At 47.1% G+C, this 22,788-nt stretch carries 20 protein-coding genes, 1 tRNA gene, 2 rRNA genes and 1 other RNA gene; 13 read left to right on the plus strand and 11 right to left on the minus strand.

From position 1 onward, the window contains the following. Positions 1-184 precede the first annotated feature (184 nt). The 3 genes from rrf (T411_RS0103515) (at position 185) to rrf (T411_RS0103525) (ending at position 582) form a co-directional block, all read left to right on the plus strand. Positions 185-300: ribosomal RNA gene (gene rrf, locus T411_RS0103515) — 5S ribosomal RNA — on the plus strand. A gap of 48 nt (positions 301-348) precedes the next feature. Further along, a tRNA-Thr gene (locus tag T411_RS0103520) sits at positions 349-424 on the plus strand. A gap of 42 nt (positions 425-466) precedes the next feature. Continuing rightward, positions 467-582 (plus strand): 5S ribosomal RNA (gene rrf, locus T411_RS0103525). Positions 583-640: 58 nt separating this feature from the next. On the opposite strand, the gene T411_RS0103530 is transcribed toward rrf (T411_RS0103525), so the two are convergent. The 5 genes from T411_RS0103530 to leuA form a co-directional block, all read right to left on the minus strand. Next, entirely contained in the window at positions 641-1,432 is a 792-nt protein-coding gene (locus T411_RS0103530; protein ID WP_000853568.1) for a DUF547 domain-containing protein, read from the minus strand. 100 nt (positions 1,433-1,532) lie between these two features. Beyond that, positions 1,533-2,135, minus strand: coding sequence for a 3-isopropylmalate dehydratase small subunit (gene leuD / locus T411_RS0103535; protein WP_000012771.1), 603 nt, complete (start codon positions 2,133-2,135; stop codon positions 1,533-1,535). Between the two features lie 15 nt (positions 2,136-2,150). Then, positions 2,151-3,554: a 3-isopropylmalate dehydratase large subunit gene (gene leuC, locus T411_RS0103540; RefSeq protein WP_000030317.1), complete on the minus strand. Its 1,404-nt coding sequence runs from the start codon at positions 3,552-3,554 to the stop codon at positions 2,151-2,153. A gap of 57 nt (positions 3,555-3,611) precedes the next feature. Further along, positions 3,612-4,703 (minus strand): 3-isopropylmalate dehydrogenase, encoded by a 1,092-nt coding sequence (leuB, locus tag T411_RS0103545; RefSeq protein ID WP_000132138.1) that lies wholly within the window; start codon positions 4,701-4,703, stop codon positions 3,612-3,614. A gap of 111 nt (positions 4,704-4,814) precedes the next feature. After that, a complete protein-coding gene (leuA, locus tag T411_RS0103550) occupies positions 4,815-6,365 on the minus strand; it encodes a 2-isopropylmalate synthase (protein WP_001064847.1) in 1,551 nt (516 codons plus the stop codon). 382 nt (positions 6,366-6,747) lie between these two features. Between leuA and T411_RS0103555 the strand changes: the two genes are divergently transcribed. The 7 genes from T411_RS0103555 to ilvN all read left to right on the plus strand — a co-directional run bounded on the left by T411_RS0103555 (position 6,748) and on the right by ilvN (position 15,080). Then, positions 6,748-7,383, plus strand: coding sequence for a TetR/AcrR family transcriptional regulator (locus tag T411_RS0103555; protein WP_000175326.1), 636 nt, complete (start codon positions 6,748-6,750; stop codon positions 7,381-7,383). A 129-nt stretch (positions 7,384-7,512) separates the two neighbouring features. Beyond that, the gene (locus T411_RS0103560) at positions 7,513-8,046 is read left to right on the plus strand and encodes a phosphatase PAP2 family protein (protein WP_001882150.1); all 534 of its coding nucleotides are present in this window, start codon (positions 7,513-7,515) and stop codon (positions 8,044-8,046) included. Beyond that, on the plus strand, positions 8,043-9,131 hold the full coding sequence (locus tag T411_RS0103565; RefSeq protein ID WP_001890261.1) for an MJ1255/VC2487 family glycosyltransferase: 1,089 nt from the start codon (positions 8,043-8,045) through the stop codon (positions 9,129-9,131). The genes T411_RS0103560 and T411_RS0103565 overlap by 4 nt, the downstream gene beginning before the upstream one ends. 305 nt (positions 9,132-9,436) lie before the next feature. Beyond that, a complete protein-coding gene (gene leuO, locus T411_RS0103570) occupies positions 9,437-10,396 on the plus strand; it encodes a transcriptional regulator LeuO (protein WP_000884663.1) in 960 nt (319 codons plus the stop codon). Positions 10,397-10,572: 176 nt separating this feature from the next. Further along, a complete protein-coding gene (locus tag T411_RS0103575) occupies positions 10,573-12,378 on the plus strand; it encodes an AMP-dependent synthetase/ligase (RefSeq protein ID WP_000182819.1) in 1,806 nt (601 codons plus the stop codon). Between the two features lie 484 nt (positions 12,379-12,862). Beyond that, a complete protein-coding gene (locus T411_RS0103580; RefSeq protein WP_000425587.1) occupies positions 12,863-14,584 on the plus strand; it encodes an acetolactate synthase 3 large subunit in 1,722 nt (573 codons plus the stop codon). Between the two features lies 1 nt (position 14,585). Beyond that, entirely contained in the window at positions 14,586-15,080 is a 495-nt protein-coding gene (gene ilvN / locus T411_RS0103585) for an acetolactate synthase small subunit (protein ID WP_001215918.1), read from the plus strand. A gap of 231 nt (positions 15,081-15,311) precedes the next feature. Here the strand turns inward: ilvN and serA are convergent, their stop codons facing one another. The 5 genes from serA to T411_RS0103605 form a co-directional block, all read right to left on the minus strand. Continuing rightward, positions 15,312-16,541, minus strand: a complete 1,230-nt coding sequence (serA, locus tag T411_RS0103590; RefSeq protein WP_001151639.1) for a phosphoglycerate dehydrogenase — start codon at positions 16,539-16,541, stop codon at positions 15,312-15,314. Between the two features lie 253 nt (positions 16,542-16,794). Then, positions 16,795-17,451 carry a ribose-5-phosphate isomerase RpiA gene (rpiA, locus tag T411_RS0103595; RefSeq protein ID WP_000189749.1) on the minus strand — a complete coding sequence of 219 codons (657 nt, stop codon included), beginning with the start codon at positions 17,449-17,451 and terminating at the stop codon, positions 16,795-16,797. Positions 17,452-17,560: 109 nt separating this feature from the next. Continuing rightward, on the minus strand, positions 17,561-18,145 hold the full coding sequence (locus T411_RS0103600; protein WP_000132452.1) for a 5-formyltetrahydrofolate cyclo-ligase: 585 nt from the start codon (positions 18,143-18,145) through the stop codon (positions 17,561-17,563). Positions 18,146-18,148: 3 nt separating this feature from the next. Beyond that, positions 18,149-18,332: non-coding RNA, 6S RNA (gene ssrS / locus T411_RS1000000119990), on the minus strand. Positions 18,333-18,344: 12 nt separating this feature from the next. Further along, a complete protein-coding gene (locus T411_RS0103605; protein ID WP_000070442.1) occupies positions 18,345-18,653 on the minus strand; it encodes a cell division protein ZapA in 309 nt (102 codons plus the stop codon). Positions 18,654-18,894: 241 nt separating this feature from the next. Here T411_RS0103605 and T411_RS0103610 point away from each other — a divergent pair, with 241 nt between their 5' ends. From T411_RS0103610 to T411_RS0103620, 3 genes are read left to right on the plus strand one after another with little or no spacing between them, the layout of a single operon-like run. Further along, positions 18,895-19,470: a YecA/YgfB family protein gene (locus tag T411_RS0103610; RefSeq protein WP_000042175.1), complete on the plus strand. Its 576-nt coding sequence runs from the start codon at positions 18,895-18,897 to the stop codon at positions 19,468-19,470. Between the two features lie 20 nt (positions 19,471-19,490). Then, complete coding sequence (ubiH, locus tag T411_RS0103615; protein WP_000132411.1) at positions 19,491-20,699, plus strand: 2-octaprenyl-6-methoxyphenyl hydroxylase; 1,209 nt, start codon at positions 19,491-19,493, stop codon at positions 20,697-20,699. 11 nt (positions 20,700-20,710) lie between these two features. Beyond that, positions 20,711-21,940, plus strand: coding sequence for an FAD-dependent 2-octaprenylphenol hydroxylase (locus T411_RS0103620; RefSeq protein WP_000983782.1), 1,230 nt, complete (start codon positions 20,711-20,713; stop codon positions 21,938-21,940). 100 nt (positions 21,941-22,040) lie between these two features. Here T411_RS0103620 and T411_RS0103625 read toward each other — a convergent pair whose 3' ends face one another. Beyond that, positions 22,041-22,247 (minus strand): DUF1107 domain-containing protein, encoded by a 207-nt coding sequence (locus T411_RS0103625; protein WP_001235990.1) that lies wholly within the window; start codon positions 22,245-22,247, stop codon positions 22,041-22,043. Positions 22,248-22,788 lie beyond the last annotated feature (541 nt).

The following is a 22,788-nucleotide window of genomic DNA, read 5'->3' on the forward strand; positions in this document are numbered from 1 at the left end:
AAGCGTTGTGAGGCGTTGAGCTAACCTGTACTAATTGCCCGTGAGGCTTAACCATACAACACCCAAGGGGTTTTGTAGTGGACTCAAAGCTAAGCGCATAAGAATGTGTGTGAGAACGAAGACAGCTTTCCAGAATTGTTGGTTATCACTTTTTAAGAAAAAGTGAAATCAAAAACAGAATTTGCTTGGCGACCATAGCGTTTTGGACCCACCTGATTCCATCCCGAACTCAGAAGTGAAACGAAACAGCGTCGATGGTAGTGTGGGGTCTCCCCATGTGAGAGTAGAACATCGCCAGGCTTTAATTTAAGAAACACGTTACTTATAACGTGTTTTAAATTTTTGTGTGCTGATATGGCTCAGTCGGTAGAGCGCATCCTTGGTAAGGATGAGGTCCCCAGTTCGATTCTGGGTATCAGCACCATCTATTTCGATGCTTAGCTCAAAGCTGACATCACAAAATTTGTTTGGCGACCATAGCACTTTGGACCCACCTGATTCCATCCCGAACTCAGAAGTGAAACGAAGTAGCGCCGATGGTAGTGTGGGGTTTCCCCATGTGAGAGTAGGACATCGCCAGGCTTGATTTACGAAGCCGCTGTAGATATACAGCGGCTTTTTGCATTTCACTTTTTCTAGTTTATTTCTTTTCTTTCGTATCGTTCAGTTTCCAATCATATTGGTAGTCGATTTTTCCTGAATAAAGGGATAGCTCAGGACGATACTGCGCAAGGTGAATAAGAAGCTCTTTTTTATTACCAAAATCAACGGCAAACCAGTCATAAATAGAGGAGAGGATTAAGGTGTCATTGTTCAATGTTGCTCCCTTACTGCTGTTGATAAAGGTATGTGCTGCGTTACTAAGTAGTCGTTCTGTGTTTTGTGCAGTAAAAGCTTGGGATTGCAGATTTGGGCAGCCTAGGCTGGCACAATTGACCGCATAATGGGTTCGTGGATCCTTCCAGATAGGGCGTAAAATTCGATGCTCGATGTCATTGAGGGTTAGGGTTTGTCCTGCCACAGTAAAAACTTTCTCATCCCACGGCCCAAAACTGAATAGGCCCCCTAGTTTGGTTATGGACGCGACTGGGTAGTTATCCAAAATTAATTTCACTGTCAGAGCGTTGTAGAGATTAACCCAATAAGCATATTGCTCTTGGCGGTTAAATTCTCTTGGATCCAATTTTGAAAGTTGATCTAAGTAATCATTGAGTAGCGTTTTATCTTCCTTTGTTACTTCTGCATAACGAAAGAGGGCGTTCTCTCCCACTTGGACAAGATTGCGATCGAGGATGCTTTGCCAAGCTTGGTGAGAGACGCTTGCCGTATTACTGTCGTTGCTCGCTTGCCAATAAGCCCAAAGCTCCGCCTTTGGCGCTGCGTATACTATGTTGGAAAAAATCAGAATAAAGAAAGCGAAGAGTGTTTTCATATCAGAGTAACCTTATCGTGAGATTGTGATTAGCTAGACCCGATGGCAACGCATTTTCTTTCGCGATAAAAAAGGCTGCCATTTGGCAGCCTAGAAATGCTTATTTTAAGAAGCTCGGTATCTTGGCTTCATACTCCGCAATTTTTGCTTCGTGCTGTAGAGTCAGGCCGATATTGTCTAAGCCATTAAGTAGACAATGGCGACGGAAATCGTCAATCTCGAAATGGTAGGTTTTACCATTCGCGGTTACGCTCAGCGCTTCTAAATCGACGGTAATAGTTGCTCCTTCCGTATCATGAACATAGGTAAAGAGCTCATCCACTTCTTGCTCGGTTAAACGAACGGGCACCATCTGGTTGTTGATCGAGTTACCATAGAAAATATCGGCAAAGCTTGGAGCAATCATCACTCTGATGCCGTAATCCGCTAATGCCCAAGGGGCGTGTTCGCGCGAGGAGCCGCAACCAAAGTTCTCTCTTGCGAGCAAAATGCTAGCGTCTTGGTAGCGAGGTTGGTTCATCACAAATTCTGGGTTGGCTTTTTCACCTGCATCGTCCAAAAATCGCCAGTCGTGGAACAGATGTTTGCCAAAGCCAGTGCGATTCACTTTTTGCAAAAACTGCTTTGGAATGATCGCATCGGTATCGACGTTGGCGGCATCAAGAGGAACGACTAAGCCGGTGTGTTGCTGAAATCCTGACATGGGGTTCTCCTTGAATTAAAACTGACGAATATCGACGAAGTGACCAGCAATCGCTGCAGCGGCTGCCATTGCTGGGCTAACTAAATGAGTGCGACCATCACGTCCCTGACGTCCCTCAAAGTTGCGGTTTGAGGTAGACGCGCAGCGTTCTCCTGGCCCTAAGCGGTCATTGTTCATGGCTAAACACATTGAGCAACCCGGTAAGCGCCATTCAAATCCTGCTTCAATAAAGATCTTATCTAAGCCTTCCGCTTCGGCTTGCGCTTTCACTTGTTCGGATCCGGGCACGATCAATGCTTGGACATGAGAGGCGACTTTTTTCCCTTTGGCTACCGCTGCCGCAGCGCGCATATCTTCGATGCGCGAGTTGGTGCATGAACCGACGAACACTTTATCGACCTTATAATCGGAGAGCATTTTGCCGGCTTCAAGTCCCATGTAAGCCAGAGCTTTTTCTGCTGAGCTGCGTTCAACAGGATCGGCAAACTGGCTAGGTGATGGGATTGGCTCATCAACGGCAATCACTTGGCCTGGGTTGGTACCCCAAGTCACTTGCGGTTTGATTTCACTGGCTTCAAGCGTCACGACGGCATCGAACTGTGCATCCTCATCGGTTTTTAATGTTTGCCAATAGTCGACAGCAGCATCCCAATCACTGCCTTGTGGGGCAAACTTGCGGCCTTTGATGTAGTTGAATGTAGTTGCATCAGGGGCAATCAAGCCTGCTTTCGCACCAAGTTCAATCGCCATGTTACACACGGTCATGCGACCTTCCATGGAGAGATCGCGAATCGCTTCTCCACAAAATTCCACGACATAGCCTGTACCGCCAGCGGCAGTTGTTTTACCAATGATCGCCAGTACGATGTCTTTAGCGGTGATGCCGGGAGCCACTTTGCCCCGCACTTCGATTTTCATCGTCTTAGCGCGGCCTTGCTTTAGGGTTTGGGTAGCCAGTACGTGTTCTACTTCTGAGGTGCCTATCCCAAAGGCAAGCGAGCCGAATGCACCGTGAGTTGCGGTGTGTGAATCACCACATACAATCGTCATGCCGGGGAGGGTAATACCAAGCTCAGGTCCCATCACATGCACAATGCCTTGGTACTTGTGGTTAATGTCGTACAGCGTGACGCCAAACTCTTCGCAGTTTTTGGAAAGCGTTTGCATCTGGATGCGCGCCATTTCACCTGAGGCATTGATGTCTTTAGTAGTGGTGGAGACGTTGTGATCCATGGTCGCAAAAGTTTTGCTAACTTGGCGTACCGGGCGACCTTTTTCACGCAAGCCATCAAAGGCTTGTGGAGAGGTCACTTCATGGACTAGATGACGATCGATGTACAGAATCGGCGTTTCACCCGGTGCGGCCACCACCACATGGGCATCGTAAATTTTTTCGTAAAGAGTTTTGGCTTTTGACATTGCTTCTTCCTTGAGCTCAGAGAGCTAAAGAGGAGTGGGGTAACCCCACTCTCAAACTTATGAATTCAAAATATAGCTTGCGATTTTATCGCCCATTGCTGAGGTCGATAGGGCTGGTTTACTGCCTGCGAGATCCGCCGTCAGTTCACCTGCTGCTAATGCTTGGCTAACCGCGTTTTCAATATCACGCGCTGCCGCTTCTTCACCTAAGCTGTAACGCAGCATGAGTGCCGCAGATAAGATCTGCGCGACAGGGTTGGCGATGTTTTTGCCTGCGATATCTGGCGCGCTGCCGCCCGCTGGTTCGTACAAGCCAAACTTGCTCTCATTCATACTGGCCGAAGGGAGCATGCCCATGGAGCCTGTGATCATCGCGCATTCATCAGAAAGGATGTCGCCAAAAATGTTCGAGCAGAGCATCACATCGAACTGTGCTGGATCTTTGATAAGTTGCATGGTGGCATTATCGATGTACATGTGTGAAAGCGAGACATCGGGATACTCTTTGGCAATTTCGCTGACCACTTCGCGCCACAGTATTGAGCTTTGCAGCACGTTAGCTTTGTCGATAGAGCAGACTTTCTTACGACGCAAGCGAGCCGACTCAAAGGCGATTCGCGCGATACGTTCAATTTCAAAACGGTGGTAAACCTCAGTATCGAACGCTTTTTCATGAGCGCCTTCACCTTCACGGCCTTTGGGTTGACCAAAGTAAATGCCGCCAGTCAGCTCACGTACCACCACAATATCGAAACCGCGAGCAGAGATATCAGCACGTAGGGGCGAAAAGGCTTCCAGACCTTGGTGGATCTGCGCGGGGCGCAAATTACAAAACAGTTGGAAGTGCTTACGCAGTGGTAGCAAAGCACCGCGTTCAGGTTGCTCGTTAGGTGGCAGATGTTCCCATTTTGGCCCTCCGACGGAACCAAACAAGACCGCATCCGCTTCTTCACAGGCACGCAGAGTGCTTTCTGGCAGTGGGCAACCATGGTTATCAATCGCAATACCACCAACATCGTGCTCTTCACGACTGAAACGAATGCCGTGTTTTTGCTCAATCGCATCCAACACTTTGTGGGCTTGTGCCATCACTTCCGGGCCGATACCGTCGCCGGGTAATACGGCAATTTTGTAATCTCTGTCTGTCATGCGAGTCCTTTATGATCGATTTTTAAGTTGTGTTTGTGTCGCCTAAGGTTCTTGAATACTGAAGCTACTCAGGGTTAGCAGTAACTTCAGTAGAGCTAAGGAGTATGAGCATTAAACCGTAGCGACGCTTTTTTTCTGTTTAATCTGGGCGATTTGATCCGCGCGATGAATGCTATTGATAACATGCAACAAGGCTTGACCGGAAGCTTCAACGATGTCGGTTGAGACGCCGGTACCGTGATATTTACGTCCTTTGTAGTTGGCGATGATATCCGCTTGACCAAGACCATCTTCACCTTCGCCTTTGGCGGTGAGATCGAATTTATCGAGTACAATCTCATACCCTGTGATGCGATAGATACACTGATATAACGCATCGACTGGACCATTACCAACAGCGGCTTCGCATTTTTCTTCACCGCCACACAGCAACTTAATACTGGTGGTGGCCATCACGCTACCCGATTGCACGCTCAAGTAATTGAGTTTGTAGAAGTCATCTTCTTCACGCAAATTAGAGAAATGCATCAAGGCCTCTAAATCGTAATCAAACACTTGGCCTTTGCGATCTGCCAGCTTCAAGAAGTCTTCATACAAGGCATCCAAATTGTATTCATTTTCGTTGTAGCCCATTGAATCCATATGGCTTTTCACTGCGGCACGCCCACTACGACTAGTGAGGTTCAGTGCTTGGTTTTTGAGGCCTATCGATTCGGGGGTCATGATTTCGTAGGTATTTTTGTTTTTGAGCATGCCATCTTGGTGAATGCCCGAAGAGTGGCTAAACGCATTGGCTCCGACAATCGCTTTGTTGCTTTGAATCGGCATGTTGCATAGCTGGCTGACAAGCTTGCTGGTACGGCTGATCTCGTCGTGTTTAATGCCTGTGGTTACCCCGAGCAACTCTTGACGGGTTTTGATGATCATCGCGATCTCTTCCAATGCGCAGTTACCCGCACGTTCGCCAATACCGTTGATGGTTCCCTCTACTTGACGAGCTCCCGCTTGAATAGCGGCAATCGAGTTGGCTACCGACATGCCTAAGTCGTCATGACAATGCACGGAGATGATCGCTTTATCGATATTGGGCACTCGGTTAAACAGCGTTTGAATAATGCCGCCAAATTCGCTCGGCACTGTGTAGCCGACCGTATCTGGAATATTGATGGTACGCGCACCGGCATTGATCGCGGCTTCGACCATACGGCACAAGTTATCGATAGGTGTGCGGCCAGCATCTTCACAAGAGAACTCCACATCATCCGTATATTGACGCGCATGTTTCACCGCTTTGACTGCCATTGCGACGACATCGTCATAGCTGCGGCGCAATTTGTCTTGTACATGGATAGTGGATGTGGAGATAAAAGTGTGAATACGAAAGGCTTCGGCGACTTTCAAGGCTTCTGCCGCGGCATCAATGTCTTTCGCAACGGCTCGCGAAAGGGCACAAACACGGCTATTTTTGATGTTTTTAGCGATGGTTTGTACCGATTCAAAATCGCCCGGAGAGGAAACAGGGAAACCTGCTTCGATAATATCTACCCCTAAGCGCTCCAGTGCGTAGGCGATTTGCAGTTTCTCTTTTACCGTCAGGCTGGCAGACAAAGCCTGCTCTCCATCGCGTAATGTGGTATCGAATATAATCACCTGATTGTTCATGTTTGCTTCCTCGCACTGAGAGTTAACGGCTAACTTCCTGAATATTGTTGTAAAAATCGGCTATAAAAAAACCCGCATCAGCTGCGGGTTTTTTATCTTGTGTGGTGTTTTTCGTCCACAGCCTACCCGCGTGATGGTTCCACGATCAGTAGTAGGCCTAGCAGGAGAGAAAAACGCATTGTCATCTGTAACAATCCACACAATTAAGTTAACAGATTAGTACCGTACTCGACACAATGCGTCAACCCCAAAGTTGATTTTTTATTCATCTTGATAAGTATTTGAGCGTAACACTGAGAAACGAGCAGTTGAAAAGGCAGGTAATTTGAAGAAAAAGTATCCGAGTATTTATAATTCATCGAATGATGAATAAGGAACTCTGATGACATTACGTAAAGTCGGCCGACCAAGCCAACAGACTCAAGCTCGTGACCAGTTGATCATGCATGCCCGTGAGCTTTTCTCTGTCATGCCTTATGACAAAGTATCGACACGTTTGATTGCGAGCAAAGCGGGCGTCGATATCAGTTTAATTCGCTATTATTTTGCGAATAAAGCTGGCTTATTTGAGACCATGTTGCGTGAAACTTTGCTACCGATGAAAGCGCAGCTCGGGTTGTTGGTTGCTGAGAGTAGTCACCAAAATCTGACCGATTTAATGCGTACTTATTATCGAGAAATGTTCAAAATACCGTATTTCCCACGTTTGATTATGCAGGTGATGAATACGCCTGGTAGCGATATGAAAAAGCAGTTGATTGAGAAAGTGGTTCTCGATATTACGCGTCCGATTCAGGAAACTTTGTTTGAGAAGCTGATTGAGCGAGGCGTGATTCGAGAAGGTATGGATCCGCAACTGTGCAAAATTTCTTACCTAAGTTTAATGATTTTTCCTTTTATCGCTCCGCCAGCCCTACTTAAGATTCATGGGGTTGAATTATCACAAACCTTCCTTGAAAGCTTGGTTGAGCACAACATTCAGCTAATGGAACAAGGGTTTATAACGAGAATGGGATAAGCTCTCAACATAGAGTGCATACCTAGGCTGACCGCTCGCTTGTCACCATTTCGACAAACAATTTTCACCTGACTGTCATTTGCTGCCGATAAGATCAAAGCATCACCTCACCAGAAGGAAGGATGTGTGATGAGAGCTATGGAACCGATCGCTAAACTCGATTTAGCTTTTTCATTACTCTGCTTACAGCATAAGTACAATACGCGAGTCGCGAGGCTCAGTAAGTCAATTTCTCATACAGGAGATGGGCATCTTTACGCGCTGATGGGCATTTTAGCTTGGTGGTTAGATGAGACTCATGGGCTGCTGTTTCTCGCGGTTGGCCTGCTTGCGTTTGCTATTGAATTACCGATTTATTGGTTGCTGAAAAACAGTTTTCAGCGCCGACGTCCACAAGAACTTTCTGCCTTAGTCACGGCTTATATCACGCCGAGCGATCGCTACAGCTTACCGTCGGGACATACCGCTGCCGCCTTCGTCATGGCGACATTAATTGGTTATATCTATCCTCATTGGTATGCCGTCGCACTTTGTTGGGCAGGTTTAATTGGCTTGGCGCGAGTGTTATTAGGCGTGCATTTTCTAAGTGATGTGATCGCTGGAGCTTTGCTTGGCATGGGCAGCGCAACCTATGCAATGAGCGTAATGGAGAAAAGCATTTGAAAATACTGTATGGCGTTCAAGGAACCGGGAATGGGCATATTGCGCGTTCAAGAGCCATGTGTGCGGCACTTAAGCAGCAGCAAGTTGATGTGGATTATCTGTTCTCAGGACGTCCTGTTGAGAACTATTTTTCAATGGAATGCTTTGGTGATTTTGCGACTCGACGAGGGCTGACCTTTGCCACCGAAAATGGCCACGTCAATTACGTTAAAACGTTACGTAAGAATAATCTGTTGCAGTTTTGGAATGAGGTGAAGCGCTTAGATCTTTCTGGTTATGACCTGATTTTAAACGATTTTGAGCCAGTGACGGCTTGGGCTGCCAAATTACAAAATATTCCCTGTATTGGAATTAGTCATCAGAATGCCTTCTTGTATCCAGTGCCATTAAAAGGTGCTTCTTGGCTGGATAAAGCGATCTTGCGGCATTTTGCGCCAGCCCAGTACCATTTAGGTTTACATTGGTACCATTTTGAACAGCCTATTTTGCCTCCCATTATTTATGCGCCGGAGCAGCCGCTGAGTCAGCAGAACTTTATATTAGTCTACCTTCCATTTGAAAATGTGAATGAAATCTGTGAGTTACTGTATAGATTTACCAATATTCACTTCATTTGTTATCACCCCGAGGTGCCAGAAAACGAGTTGACGGAAAATGTCGAACTGCGTCGTTTGCATCATGGTGATTTTCAGCATCATTTACACCAATGCAGCGGAGTGATCACCAGTGGTGGTTTTGAGTTGCCTTCGGAAGCTTTAGCGTTAGGCAAAAAATTATTAATGAAGCCATTGGCTGGCCAATTTGAACAGGTGAGTAATGCGGCAACCCTTGAAACACTTGGGCTGGCAAGTGTGATGGAGTTTCTTGACCCTGCCTGCTTACGTCTGTGGCTTGATGAGAAACAGGCTGAGCGAGTGATCTATCCCGATGTGGCTCACTTTTTAGTTGAATGGATTCTCAAGGGGAAATGGGAAAATAGTGAAGTACTTTGTCAGCAACTTTGGCAAAAAGTCGATTTCCCCAGTTACGCAATTTTGGGTAATGAACTGACTAACTCAATGAGTCCTTCGTTAAAACATTTTTAACGTGAATATTAGTGTTCAGTAAAGGATGTATCTATTGTTCAAATTAATAATTAATAAAAACCCATTAAAAATGCATTTTTATAGATTTTTATAAAAATTAATCGTATTGATTATTAAGGCTTTTTTAAAGTAATGACTAAAATAAACTGACTTTTTGTCAATGCTATTGCATAGCTTCGAATGATTAGCCGATATTACTCGCCATCCACCAAATATCTGGGCGGTAAATATTACAAACAGCGCTTATCTTTCCACTGGCGATTTATGCATATTTATCGCTAGTGACGACACTGTGAGGCATGCAAATGTTAGATAAAAAAGACGCAATGAGTGCCATTGCGAGTTACCGCATGGAAAGCACCCTCCGAGGCGTAGACCTCAATCTGTTAACCGTTTTTGATGCAGTAATGCAAGAGCAAAACATTACGCGAGCGGCACACAACTTAGGTATGTCACAGCCTGCGGTCAGTAATGCCGTGGCGCGTTTAAAAGTGATGTTCAATGATGAGTTGTTTATGCGCCAAGGGCGTGGCATTCAGCCAACCCAGCGTGCTCGCCAACTGTTTGGCCCGATCCGTCAAGCTTTGCAATTGATCCGTAACGAGCTACCGAGTTCAGTTTTCACACCGGAAACCTCAACGCGTCTGTTTAAGCTCGCGATCTGCAGTCCTTGCGATTTACGCTTTGCTCCTCAGATCATGGCATCGATTGATGAATTAGCACCGAGTGTACAATTGCATTTGGATGCAGAGTTTGATCGCCAAATCGCAGAGCGCATGCGTTATCAAGAAATTGATTTTGTGATTGATTACGCTCGATTTGATGATCAAGGTTTTTCAAGCACTGAGATTTTCCAAGATGAGTTGGTGGTGGTGGCATCAAAACTTCACCCTCATATCCAAGGAAGTATCACGGCCGAACAATTGAGTGCGGAAAAACACGCAAAATTGTCCAAAGTGCATGGGCAGCGTAGTTTCTCTGAACTGGCGTACCGTGATTTTGATTGCCAGTCTTATTACGAAGGCACCAGCCTGAGCAATGTGTTGTATGTGGTCGGTCAGTCTGAACTGGTGACCGTTGCTCCACGTTGGATGGCGGAAAATGCGGCCAATCGTGATGAGTTGCAAATCCTCGCTTTCCCATTTGCTGAGTCCAAAATCTCGGGTTATCTGAGTTGGCATGAGTCGAGTGAAAAAGACAAAGGCCATATCTGGCTGCGTGACCAACTGATGGTGATTTGTGGCGAAGTGGTCGCGAATCGCTGATCCTTTGTTCATTCTACGTTTCTAAAGCCTTGGGCAGTAAAAACTGTCCAAGGCTTTTTTGTTACAGAATGAGTTTTAATCGATAACTTTGACGTTAGTCAGTTGTGTTTTGGCCTTTGAAATGTACACTTGTGCGCTGAAAAAAGGCTTACAGGTGTAAGCTACAGGTAAGAGATATGACGAACTTAGATTTCCACATCGTTAAACGGATCCGCCAACGTATTGCCCAAGGGGGTGATAACGCCGCGCTAAAACATAAACAAAACGGCCAATGGCAAGCAATCAATTGGCACCAGTTTGGTGAACAATTGGATGAACTCTCGATGGCGTTGTTAGCTCAAGGCATCGGTGTACAGGACAAAATTGCGATTTTTTCCAACAACATGCCACGTTGGACGATTGCTGATTTTGCCGCCTTACAGATCCGTGCGGTAACGGTTCCTATCTATCCTACCAATACGCCAGAGCAGGCGGCTTACATCTTACAGAATGCGGATGTGAAAGTGGTTTTTGTGGGTGAGCAGGCACAATTTGATGCTGCACTCAGCCAATTTGAACAATGCCCAGAGCTGCGTCTGATTGTGGCTATGAATGCCAATATCGACCTCAAACAAGCCAGTTGTGCGATGCATTGGGATGAGTTTGTTGCTCAAAGTCACCATCAAGATCGAGCGCCGTTGGATGCCTTAATTGAGCAGGCCAACTATGACGATCTGTTTACCCTCATTTATACCTCCGGCACTACCGGAACGCCGAAAGGGGTGATGCTGGATTATCGTAATATCGGTGCTCAGCTAGAGGGACACGATCAGCGCCTGAATCTGACTCAAGAGGATGTCTCACTCTGTTTCCTGCCACTTTCTCATGTCTTTGAGCGAGCATGGACGGCGTATGTGCTTTATAAAGGTGCGACCAACTGTTACTTGCAGGACGTGGCTCATGTGCGTGAAGCTTTAGCTGAAGTCCGTCCAACCGTGATGTGTGCCGTACCGCGCTTTTATGAAAAGATCTTCTCAGCAATCCATGAAAAAGTCGTTAAAGCGCCGTTGGTACGCAAGGTTCTTTTTACTTGGGCTGTCAATATGGGGGCGAAAATGGCGGTGTGCCGTCAGCAGCAGCGCCAACCTTCTTGGATGCTTAAACAGAGCCATCAATTCGCTGACAAGCTGGTGTTAAGTAAGCTGCGCGCTTTGCTTGGGGGAAGAATCAATTTCATGCCTTGTGGTGGCGCTAAGTTGGATGAAACCATTGGCCGCTTTTTCCATGCGATTGGTATTAACGTCAAGCTTGGTTATGGCATGACCGAAACCACGGCCACGGTTTCTTGTTGGGATGACCACTGTTTTAACCCAGATTCGATTGGGCTTTCTATGCCGGGAGCTCAAGTCAAAATTGGCGAGAACAATGAAATTCTGGTTCGTGGTCCTATGGTGATGCGTGGCTACTACAAGCTCGATAAAGAAACCACCGAAAGTTTTGATGAGCAGGGTTTTCTGAAAACGGGTGATGCGGGTCATATTGATGAAAATGGTAATTTATTTATTACCGATCGCATCAAGGAACTGATGAAAACCTCAGGTGGTAAATATATTGCGCCGCAGGTGATTGAAGGGGCGATTGGTAAAGATCATTTCATAGAACAGATCGCGGTGATTGCCGATACGCGCAAGTTTGTCTCGGCTTTGATTGTGCCTTGCTTTGATTCATTGGAAGAGTATGCCAAAGAACTGAACATTAAATATCATGACCGTCTGGAGCTTATCAAACATAGCCAAGTACTGGAGATGTTTGAAAAGCGCGTTAATGAGTTACAAAAAGAGCTGGCGAAATTTGAACAAGTGAAGAAGTTTAGATTGTTGCCAAAAGCATTTTCGATGGACAGTGGTGAGCTGACACCGACCCAAAAACTGCGTCGTAAAGTGATTAACGATCGCTATCAGGATGAAATCGAAGAAATGTACCAAGATTCTCCGAAAAAATAGCGCGATCAAGCTATTATCTTGATGTTCTAAACACCTCTTGGCGAAAATCGCTCAGAGGTGTTTTTATATCTGCAATACTATGACCCATGCCCTTGCTACCTGAGGCAACAAGCTTCGCTCATGCCAATCACATTGTCTTTTGGTGTTGATGGAAGGGTGGGAGCCGATACTCCGGTGTGCTGACAAAATAATCTACTTTTTTTTAACTGCTCAATGGCTGTTCAACCTAAAAGCAAGGTAAAGGTTGAAATGGAATGCTTAATCACCGTCTTATTTTCGATTCTGCTGTAAAAGTGCGCAAATTGGGGTTAGACCAGTTGCTAAGAAAGCGTTACATTTGTTGCGTAACCTCGCGGCTGTTATGACAGACGCAGGACATAGCCGAAAGCGGAGCGTTTTCGAATTAGGCTACAAATAAGCCCTAAACTATGTAAAACCAACCCTTTTGCCGACCGAGCACAAGGTATGTTGGTAAGGAGACAAGATGGAAATGCTATCTGGCGCAGAGATGATCGTCCAATCTCTGATCAATGAAGGTGTGGAGCAAATCTTCGGATATCCCGGCGGTTCAGTACTCGACATCTACGATGCCCTTCACGAAAAAACAGACCAAATTAAACACGTTCTGGTTCGTCACGAACAAGCCGCAACACATATGGCTGATGGCTATGCGCGCGCCACTGGAAAACCGGGCGTAGTGCTCGTCTGCTCAGGTCCGGGCGCCACCAATACGGTGACTGGGATTGCAACCGCCTATATGGACTCGATTCCGATGATTGTGATCTCCGGTAACGTAGCCACTAATCTTATTGGTAACGATGCATTTCAAGAGTGCGATATCGTCGGCGTGTCTCGTCCCATCGTTAAACACAGCTTTTTGGTGAAAAAAGCCGAAGATATTCCTGAAACCATCAAAAAAGCGTTTTATATCGCGTCAACGGGGCGTCCTGGTCCTGTAGTGATTGACGTGCCAAAAGATGTGATGAGCCCGCTTAATAAGCTGCCTTATGAGTATCCAGAAACCATTAAAATGCGCTCTTACAACCCAACGACGGCTGGCCACAAAGGACAGATCAAAAAAGGGTTACGCGCACTGCTCGATGCGAAAAAGCCAGTACTGTACGTCGGTGGCGGGGCGATTATTGCTAATGCAGATCAGCAAATTCGCCAACTTGCAGAGGCTTTAAATCTGCCCGTGGTTAGTACTTTGATGGGATTGGGCGTTTTTCCTGGCACTCATAAAAACTCACTGGGTATGCTTGGCATGCATGGTGTGTATGAAGCCAATATGGCGATGCACAATGCAGATCTGATTTTTGGGGTAGGTGTGCGCTTTGATGACCGTACGACTAACAACCTAGAGAAGTACTGCCCCAACGCGAAAATCATGCATATCGATATTGACCCGTCATCGATTTCTAAAAACGTGAAAGTCGATCTGCCGATTGTTGGTTCTGCCGACCAAGTATTGGATGGCATGCTCAAGCTTCTGGAAGAGAGCGCTGAGCGCAATGATGCGGCAGCATTGGATAGTTGGTGGAATGAGATCCAAGTGTGGCGTGATCGTCAGTGTTTGGCTTATGAAACCTCAGCAGAACGGATTAAGCCTCAGCAAGTGATTGAAACGCTATATAAAATCACGGAAGGTAAAGCAATTTTGGCCTCGGATGTGGGGCAGCACCAAATGTTTGCGGCACTCTACTATCCGTTTGATAAGCCGCGTCAGTGGATTAACTCTGGCGGGCTAGGCACCATGGGTTTTGGTTTACCTGCGGGAATGGGCGTGAAATTCGCCATGCCAGAAGAAGAGGTACTGGTCGTGACCGGAGATGGCAGTATTCAGATGAATATTCAAGAGCTATCGACCGCACTGCAGTACGACATTCCAGTAAAAATCATTAACCTCAACAACCGTTTCCTTGGAATGGTGAAACAGTGGCAGGATATTATTTATCAAGGTCGTCACTCTAACTCATACATGAGTTCTGTGCCGGATTTTGCGGAGATCGCAGAAGCTTATGGTCATGTTGGGATCCGTATTTCTCACCCTGATGAGCTGCAAGCTGGGCTGGAAAAAGCGTTAGCGATGAAAGATCGTCTGGTGTTTGTCGACATTAATGTCGATGAAACTGAGCACGTTTACCCAATGCAGATCAAAGGCGAAGGGATGGACAAAATGTGGTTGAGCAAAACGGAGAGAACCTAAGATGAGACACATTATTTCACTGCTATTGGAAAACCAACCGGGTGCGCTGTCTCGTGTTGTCGGGCTCTTTTCCCAGCGCGGGTACAACATTGAAACGCTAAACGTATCACCGACCGATGACGAAACCCTTTCGCGGCTGAACATTACGACGAAAACCGATGAAATGCAGCTAGAGCAGATCCAAAAGCAGCTGCATAAATTGATTGATGTTTTGAAAGTGCAGGAAGTGACAGAGTGTGAACACATCGAGCGTGAGCTGATGCTGGTCAAAGTCAAGGCCTCTGGTTTTGCACGTGCGGAAGTAAAACGTACGGCGGATATTTTCCGCGGCCAGATTGTTGATGTCACAGCTTCACAATACACAGTGCAACTGGCCGGTACGAGCGAGAAACTGGATGCTTTTATTGAGGCGATTGCGGAAGTGACGGAAGTTATCGAAGTGGCACGAAGTGGTGTGGTAGGCATCGCGCGTGGTGAACGAGCGCTCAGAGCTTAGTTTATCCCCTTCCTACTTGAAGCTGCAGCGGTGTTGGCTACGTTCGTTCACCCCAATCACATAGTGTATCTATGCTTATGGGGATGAACTCACTTGCCGCCTACCTGCAACTCCAAGTCGTTTGGGTATAGTCTTTATAACTACAAGCAAAGCACAAATAAAAAACCAGCCGAAAGGCTGGTTGTTATATTCAGGATTCAGGATTGGTGAGCGATGTCGCCCACCAATCAATCAGTGCAGAATACGGGCGCGAATCGTGCCGTCGATCGCTTTAAGCTTAGTTAACGCTTCTTCAGAGCGAGCCGTTTCCACATCGATGACCACATAGCCGATTTCTGCGGTGGTTTGCAGATATTGAGCCGCGATGTTGATCCCTTCTTCGGCGAAGATGGTGTTAATTTGGGTCAAAATGCCCGGACGGTTGGCGTGAATATGCAGTAAGCGAGAGCAGCTGCGATGCTCTGGCAGTGACACTTCAGGGAAGTTGACACTAGAGAGCGTTGAGCCGTTATCTGAGTATTTAGCCAGCTTGCCAGCCACTTCAATGCCAATGTTCTCTTGTGCCTCTTGGGTTGACCCCCCCACGTGTGGTGTCAAAATCACGTTATCAAACTTCATCAGTGGCGATTCAAACGGCTCTTTGTTTGATGCCGGTTCTTCTGGGAATACGTCAATCGCTGCCCCTGCAATATGACCAGATTCGAGCGCATTGCACAGAGCCGGGATATCGACCACAGTACCGCGGGCGGCGTTAATGAAGATAGCACCCGGTTTCATGCGCGCAAACTCTTCCGCACCCATCATATTTTTAGTGCCAGCGGTTTCCGGAACATGCAGTGATATGACATCACACTTATTGAGTAGCTCGCTTAAGGTATGTACTTGGGTAGCGTTACCGAGCGAGAGTTTGCTTTCAATGTCATAGAAATATACGTGCATCCCCAAGTTTTCAGCAATGATCCCCAACTGAGTACCGATATGACCGTAACCGATAATGCCTAGGCGTTTACCCCGTGCTTCATAAGAGTTATCTGCACTTTTTTTCCAGATCCCACGGTGAGCAAGTGCGTTTTTCTCTGGAATGCCACGCAGTAACAGTAAAATTTCGCCGAGCACCAGTTCCGCCACACTGCGAGTATTGGAGAATGGTGCGTTAAACACTGGAATACCGCGTTTGGCGGCGGCATTAAGGTCGACTTGGTTAGTACCGATACAGAAACAGCCAATCGCCACCAGTTTCTCTGCCGCATTGATCACTTTCTCCGTCAGATTACTGCGCGAGCGGATCCCGACAAAATGCACATCTTTGATAGCTTTAATCAGCTCAGCTTCTTCCAGCGAGCCTTTATGGTATTCGATATTGCTGTAACCGGCCGCTTGCAAAACTTCCACCGAAGAGGGGTGAAGTCCTTCAAGAAGGAGGATCTTAATTCTGTCTTTTTCCAGTGAAACTTTGGCCATTTTATCGTCCTTAAAACTATGGGAAGGTGGGCTAACAGGCGCTTGGGTTCGAATGGTTCGAATTTTGGTCGTAATTTAGAAAAGCAAACGTTTTCCTTGTGCGCCTTCTGCTCACTAAATTAACAAACTTTTTTTGCTTTGGGTAAGAAAATTACGGAATAAGGCATAATTTTCTTAGAGAAAAGGATAAAAAACGGCACCCAGCGGTGCCGTTTGTAAGCAAATAACGGAATATGGGGGGAAATGCCCGATATTACTCTTCGATTTTTGCACCTTGTGGTGTGCCAGTGATGACCACATCAGCCCCGCGATGAGCAAAGAGACCCACGGTCACAACCCCTGCGATGCCGTTGATCTTGCTTTCGAGATCTTTGGGATGGGTGATCTTCATGTTGTAGACATCCAGAATAACGTTACCGTTATCGGTGATCACACCTTCACGATACACAGGATCGCCGCCGAGTTTTACCAGTTCGCGCGCGACATAAGAGCGCGCCATTGGGATCACTTCAACAGGCAGAGGGAAGTTGCCTAGAACATCGACCGCTTTAGTGCCATCGACAATACACACAAATTTTTTGGCAATCGCTGCGACGATTTTTTCACGCGTCAGTGCTGCACCGCCACCTTTGATCATGTCGCGTTCTGGGTTGATCTCATCAGCACCATCGACATAGATGTCCAGCTCCGATACATCGTTACAGTCATAAACACGGATGCCGAGTGCTTCCAGTTTCGCAGTCGAAGCAATTGAGCTCGAAACCGCGCCTTTGATTTCGTCTTTGATAGTGCCTAAAGCATCGATGAAGTGATTAACGGTTGAGCCCGTACCAACACCGACAATGCTGCCTTTTTCTACGTATTTCAGAGCAGCCCAACCGGCGGCTTTTTTCATTTCATCTTGAGTCATGCCTATCTCCTGAGTATCGATTTTCGGGTATGTTGCGCGGCGCGATTATAACCCCAAACCGGAAGCAGAAGTAATCACTTAGGCTGAGCTAAACTGAGCAATTGTTCGACTACCACTGCCAAACCTTGCTGGGGGTCACGATTTTTCGTAACGGAATATCCCAGCTTGCAGTGGGCAGTTGCTCGACTTGTTGGCAATCGTGCGCAAGACCAATCGGCATCGCGCCTTGCTGCGTTTTAAACCAAGGTGCGAGAGTGCGATCGTAATAGCCGCCACCCATTCCCAAGCGTTGGCCTGATTGATCAAACGCCACCAAAGGAGTACCGATAATATCGAGCTCTCGAACCGGGCAGATCAAACGTTGGTCGAGTTTAGGCTCTGCGATCCCATAGCGATTTTTGTTCATTGGTGTGTGTGCTTGGTAGTGCAGAAACAGCAAGTGACCTTTTGCGAAAGGGTGTAAAACTGGGAGATACACTTGTTTACCTTGCTGCCAAAGCCATTCGATCAGTGGTTGAGTATTGAGCTCACCATCATTGGCAAGATACAGGGCAATACGCTGCGCGGCAGTCACTTCCGGTAAGCTGGCAAAGGTATGGATAAGTTGTTGGCTGGCCGTCTGTTGCTCAAAAGCAGAGAGTGATTGTCGGCGTTGACGAATTTGCAGGCGTAGGTGTGTACGAGAATCTGTCATAGAGGGAACCCCGGGATGCCGTTGAGGATCGTAGCCCTTGAACCATCAGGTTCAAGGCGGATCAGTAATGGTAACCGCAGGCTTCTCGGTACAAGCCGAGCTTGCTCAATAGCTACCCAATACCAACCCTGTTATGTTGCTTATCGGCTCAGGGACATAAATCCGCTGACGAACACCCCAGGGTAAATCAATGCTGTGTTTATTGCTTTCCTGGCTTCACATTTTTCAATGCAGCTTCTAATGAAGCGGCGAGCTGTTCCATGCGCTCGCTAAGTTGTGACTGAGTGCCCGCATTTTCTTGCTGTTTCGTTTGTAACTCGTAACAGATATTGAGTGCGGCAATCGTCAACAGTTTCACCTCATTGGTGACTTTAGTTCGCTCTGCCATTTCTTTCAAACGATTATCGAGATCTTGCGCAGCTTGAAGCAAAGACGCTTCTTGACCTGCTGGGCAGTTTACCCGGGTCACTTTGCCCAAAATTTCAATGTCAACCGCTTGATTACTCATGATTAATGAACTCTTTTAGCATAACTAAAGATGAGTCAACTCAGGTGACCATCGAGGTGGAACTATAGGTAAACCCAAAACAAGATTCAAGCCTTTCCCGTCGCAACCCGAGAAATGGACGTTTGAAAACTCACGATTTGGACAATTTGTGCAAAAGCTAAGCACCAACTGCAGGCGAGCGTTTTCGCTCTGGCAATGAAGTGGTAGGATTGGGCTACCTTTCTCGGTTAGTGAATCCAATATGAGCAAAAATAGACTTCCTGCTTACCCAGCTTTAGCCAATGAGCTGCGTAGCGCTTCTCTCGGTATTAATCCTGCCGAGCTACAAGGGTTACTGACGGGGATGTTGTCCGGCGGTTTAAGCCTCAATGATAAAAGCTGGCAAGCCTTGGTTTTCGATTACACCAACGATGGCATGGGCTGGCCAATTGGTGCATTAGCCAGCGCAGAGCAGATTCTGCTGGCGATGAGTGCGCAGTTGGTGGATACCGATTTTGAGCTTTCATTACTCCTACCTGAAGGCGAGGGCGAGGAAGCCTTGTTTGAGCTCGCGGATGCGGTTGCGGAATGGATTAACCACTTTATTTCTGGATTAGGTTTGAGTGGCGCCAATCTGAAGCACGCCTCTGTTGAAGCGAAAGAAGCATTAGAGGATCTGGAAGAGATGTCGAAATTAGGCATCGATGAAGAGGATGACTTAGCCGAGCAAGCAGAATTATTGGAACAAGTGATCGAACATATCAAAGCCTGTGTATTGGTATTACATGCGGAATTTGGTGTCAAACCAGAGCAAGACACTAAGCCCACCGTTCACTAAGTCAACAGAAAGGAAGCGCAATGACGGACAGCCAGCAGCCCAATATCAGTAAGCCTATCAGTTTTGATGTGATCATTGCGGGGGGGGCAATGGCGGGGGCAACATTAGCGCTCGCGTTGCAGCACCTCAGCCAAGGTAAACTGAAGGTCGCCGTGATAGAGGCGTTTGCGACCGATCATTCTGCGCATCCCGGTTTTGATGCGCGCAGCATTGCGCTCTCCTACGGTACGGTACAAATCCTGCAGGAATTACAACTTTGGCCTAGCCTACAGCCTTTTGCGACTGCGATTAAACATATCCATGTCTCGGATCAGTCTCATGCAGGGATGACGGATATTCACTGTGAGACGCTTGGGGTTAGCGCTCTAGGTTATGTGGTTGAACTGGCGGATGTGGGGCGCGTTTACGCCGAGCGCATGGCTCAGTGTTCTGCCATCCAACAATTTGTGCCAAGCCGAGTGGTGAATATTACCCGTGAACAAGAGTCGGTCACGGTCCAACTCAACACTAAAGAGACCTTGCAAGGTAAGCTGCTTGTGGCGGCAGATGGTGCGCTGTCGACGTGTTGCCAAGCGCTGGGCCTTGCGATGCAGGAGCACGATTTTGAACAAGTCGCGCTGATCGCCAATATCACCAGCGCGCAACCTCATGCAGGGCGAGCTTTTGAGCGTTTTACACCGCATGGCCCTGTTGCCTTGCTACCAATGAGCCAAGATCGCTTGTCTTTAGTTTGGTGTCTGCCACCAGAGCAAGTTGCGCACTGGCTGCATTGCAGCGAAGCTGAGTTCTTACAAGGCTTACAACAAGCCTTTGGTTGGCGGCTTGGCGCCTTGACCCATGCAGGTGAGAGAAGTGTTTATCCACTGGTTTTGCGCTATCGTGAGCAAACGGTCTCTCACCGTTTTGCTATTGTGGGCAATGCGGCGCAAACCTTACACCCGATTGCAGGACAAGGTTTTAACCTTGGTATTCGTGATGTGGCGACTTTAGCCGAAGAGATTACGCGCAGCGACGATGCGGGTGAGTACGCGCTACTGCAGCGTTATTTTCAGCGTCGCCAAGCCGATCGCACGGCAACCATCAGCCTGACTACAGGATTAGTACACACTTTCTCGAATGACTGGTTAGCGATGCGAATGGGGCGTAACCTTGGTCTAATGGCGATGGATAATTTGCCGTTATTGAAAGCTCCGTTATTGCGCCGCACTCTCGGCATAGTGAACCGTTAATAGGTAAAAGAATGATGCAAAGCGTTGATGTTGTAATTATCGGTGGCGGTATGGTCGGCCTAGCGTTAGCGGCGGCTCTAAAAGAGAGTGACCTACGCATTGCTGTGGTTGAGAACCAATTACCGGAAGAGGCGCTAAACCCGCTGCCGGATGTGCGCGTTTCTGCCTTGAGTCGCTCAAGTGAGATTGTGCTGCGTAATCTTAATGCTTGGGCGGGCATTGAAGCGCGCCGCGCTGCGCCCTACATCGCGATGGAAGTGTGGGAGCAAGATAGTTTTGCGCGGATTGAATTTAAAGCCAATGAGATGACGCAGCCTAATCTGGGACACATTGTTGAAAACCGAGTCATTCAGTTGGCGCTGTTCGAGCAAGTTCAGCAGCAAGCCAATGTGACACTGCATGTGCCTGCGACCTGTCAGAGCATCGCCGTGGGTGAAAGCGAAGCATGGCTAACCTTGAGTAATGGCCAAGCCTTGAGCGCAAAATTGGTCGTAGGGGCCGATGGCGCAAACTCTTGGTTGCGTCGACAAATGGATATTCCTTTGACTCATTGGGATTATGGACACAGTGCTTTGGTGGCCAATGTGCGTACCAGTGATCCGCACAATAAAGTCGCGCGCCAGATTTTTACTGCCCAAGGACCGTTAGCCTTTCTCCCCATGTCTGAGCCGCATATGAGTTCGATTGTGTGGTCGACAGAGCCTTCACGCGCTGAAGCTTTGCTCAATATGAATGATGTGCAGTTTAACAAAGCGCTGACCGCAGAATTCGATGCACGATTAGGCCGCTGTGAAGTAGTGGGCGAGCGGCAGGCTTTCCCACTTAAGATGCGTTATGCCCGTGATTTTGTTGCGCCTCGGGTTGCTCTCGTCGGGGATGCCGCGCACACCATTCATCCGCTGGCTGGGCAGGGAGTGAACTTAGGTTTACTGGATGCTGCCTGTTTGGCACAAGAGCTGCTGAGCTTATGGCAGCAAAATCGCGACATTGGTGATGAGCGTAATTTGCGCCATTATGAGCGCTGGCGGAAAGCGGAAGCTGCCAAAATGATTGCGGCGATGCAAGGTTTCCGCGATCTGTTTGAGGGGGATAACCCTGCTAAGAAACTGATCCGTGGGATCGGCATGCGTCTGGTTGGTCAATTGCCGGGTGCCAAAGATGAAATCATGAAACGCGCACTAGGCCTGAAGGGCGATCTGCCTGAGCTGGCGAAGCAGGTTTGGTTAGAGCGTGCCTACTGATTGAATAAAAAGTTCAACAAATAAAAAGGGTTGGCAGTGCCAACCATTTTTACATTAAATCGCTTTATATTAAATCGAATGCTATTGAGTGTTTGCTTGTTTATGCATAAGCGCAACGCAGCTTCATGATCTCTTGATTGACTTCTTTTACGGTCTGATAGTGGCGCTGATCCGCTTTCTCTGGCAGCTTTAACTTGCCATTATCGAACTCGAATTTACCGACGCCAAAGATATAAATCCTACCTTTAAACAGACGGCTCACGTGTTTAGCAATCATACCTGGTGTATAGCGCTTAAACAGTCTCATACTTCGATCCTTGCGTTGTTCTGGCACTGCTTAGTATAGAAAAACCTAAACAAAAATAGTGTGATAGGTTTGGTGGAATAAGCAGTACTTACTGATTATTTGGAATATCTGTGCAGAATGAATCAAAACTGCAGTCAAATATCCAGAATCATGTGACCAAATTTACAAATTCTTCTGATGTTCTCAGCGGTAACTGATGAACAGCCCGTATTAAGCCAGCCTCTTATGACACTTTAAAGAATAGTCGTAAAAATTCTGAACAGGCAAGTTGATTGTAAAATAATTGTAAAAAAATGCCCGCATTTGGGCGGGCGAATAGTCACAGATGCATTACACAAAAAGTGGATAACTCGAATGCTCAGTTAATTCACTTTCTGTTGACGAGAGAGTGAGCAAACTTGGGTGCTCATTGCTCTCCTCAACGGTTTATAGCCTAGAGGATTGTTTTGGTTTTGACTATTTATGTTTTTAATTTAATTTTAAATTCATAAATAAGTATTGGTTTGTTTGAAGAGACTCGCGTGAAGATGCAACGAGCAAT

The sequence above is a fragment of the Vibrio cholerae ATCC 14035 genome, assembly GCF_000621645.1.
Taxonomy (GTDB): domain Bacteria; phylum Pseudomonadota; class Gammaproteobacteria; order Enterobacterales; family Vibrionaceae; genus Vibrio; species Vibrio cholerae.

Coding starts and splice junctions, on each gene's coding strand:
- T411_RS0103530 (WP_000853568.1), bottom strand. CDS start 1,432: ATGAAAACACTCTTCGCTTTCTTTATTCTGATTTTTTCCAACATAGTA.
- leuD (WP_000012771.1), bottom strand. CDS start 2,135: ATGTCAGGATTTCAGCAACACACCGGCTTAGTCGTTCCTCTTGATGCC.
- leuC (WP_000030317.1), bottom strand. CDS start 3,554: ATGTCAAAAGCCAAAACTCTTTACGAAAAAATTTACGATGCCCATGTG.
- leuB (WP_000132138.1), bottom strand. CDS start 4,703: ATGACAGACAGAGATTACAAAATTGCCGTATTACCCGGCGACGGTATC.
- leuA (WP_001064847.1), bottom strand. CDS start 6,365: ATGAACAATCAGGTGATTATATTCGATACCACATTACGCGATGGAGAG.
- T411_RS0103555 (WP_000175326.1), top strand. CDS start 6,748: ATGACATTACGTAAAGTCGGCCGACCAAGCCAACAGACTCAAGCTCGT.
- T411_RS0103560 (WP_001882150.1), top strand. CDS start 7,513: ATGAGAGCTATGGAACCGATCGCTAAACTCGATTTAGCTTTTTCATTA.
- leuO (WP_000884663.1), top strand. CDS start 9,437: ATGTTAGATAAAAAAGACGCAATGAGTGCCATTGCGAGTTACCGCATG.
- T411_RS0103575 (WP_000182819.1), top strand. CDS start 10,573: ATGACGAACTTAGATTTCCACATCGTTAAACGGATCCGCCAACGTATT.
- T411_RS0103580 (WP_000425587.1), top strand. CDS start 12,863: ATGGAAATGCTATCTGGCGCAGAGATGATCGTCCAATCTCTGATCAAT.
- ilvN (WP_001215918.1), top strand. CDS start 14,586: ATGAGACACATTATTTCACTGCTATTGGAAAACCAACCGGGTGCGCTG.
- serA (WP_001151639.1), bottom strand. CDS start 16,541: ATGGCCAAAGTTTCACTGGAAAAAGACAGAATTAAGATCCTCCTTCTT.
- rpiA (WP_000189749.1), bottom strand. CDS start 17,451: ATGACTCAAGATGAAATGAAAAAAGCCGCCGGTTGGGCTGCTCTGAAA.
- T411_RS0103600 (WP_000132452.1), bottom strand. CDS start 18,145: ATGACAGATTCTCGTACACACCTACGCCTGCAAATTCGTCAACGCCGA.
- T411_RS0103605 (WP_000070442.1), bottom strand. CDS start 18,653: ATGAGTAATCAAGCGGTTGACATTGAAATTTTGGGCAAAGTGACCCGG.
- T411_RS0103610 (WP_000042175.1), top strand. CDS start 18,895: ATGAGCAAAAATAGACTTCCTGCTTACCCAGCTTTAGCCAATGAGCTG.
- ubiH (WP_000132411.1), top strand. CDS start 19,491: ATGACGGACAGCCAGCAGCCCAATATCAGTAAGCCTATCAGTTTTGAT.
- T411_RS0103620 (WP_000983782.1), top strand. CDS start 20,711: ATGATGCAAAGCGTTGATGTTGTAATTATCGGTGGCGGTATGGTCGGC.
- T411_RS0103625 (WP_001235990.1), bottom strand. CDS start 22,247: ATGAGACTGTTTAAGCGCTATACACCAGGTATGATTGCTAAACACGTG.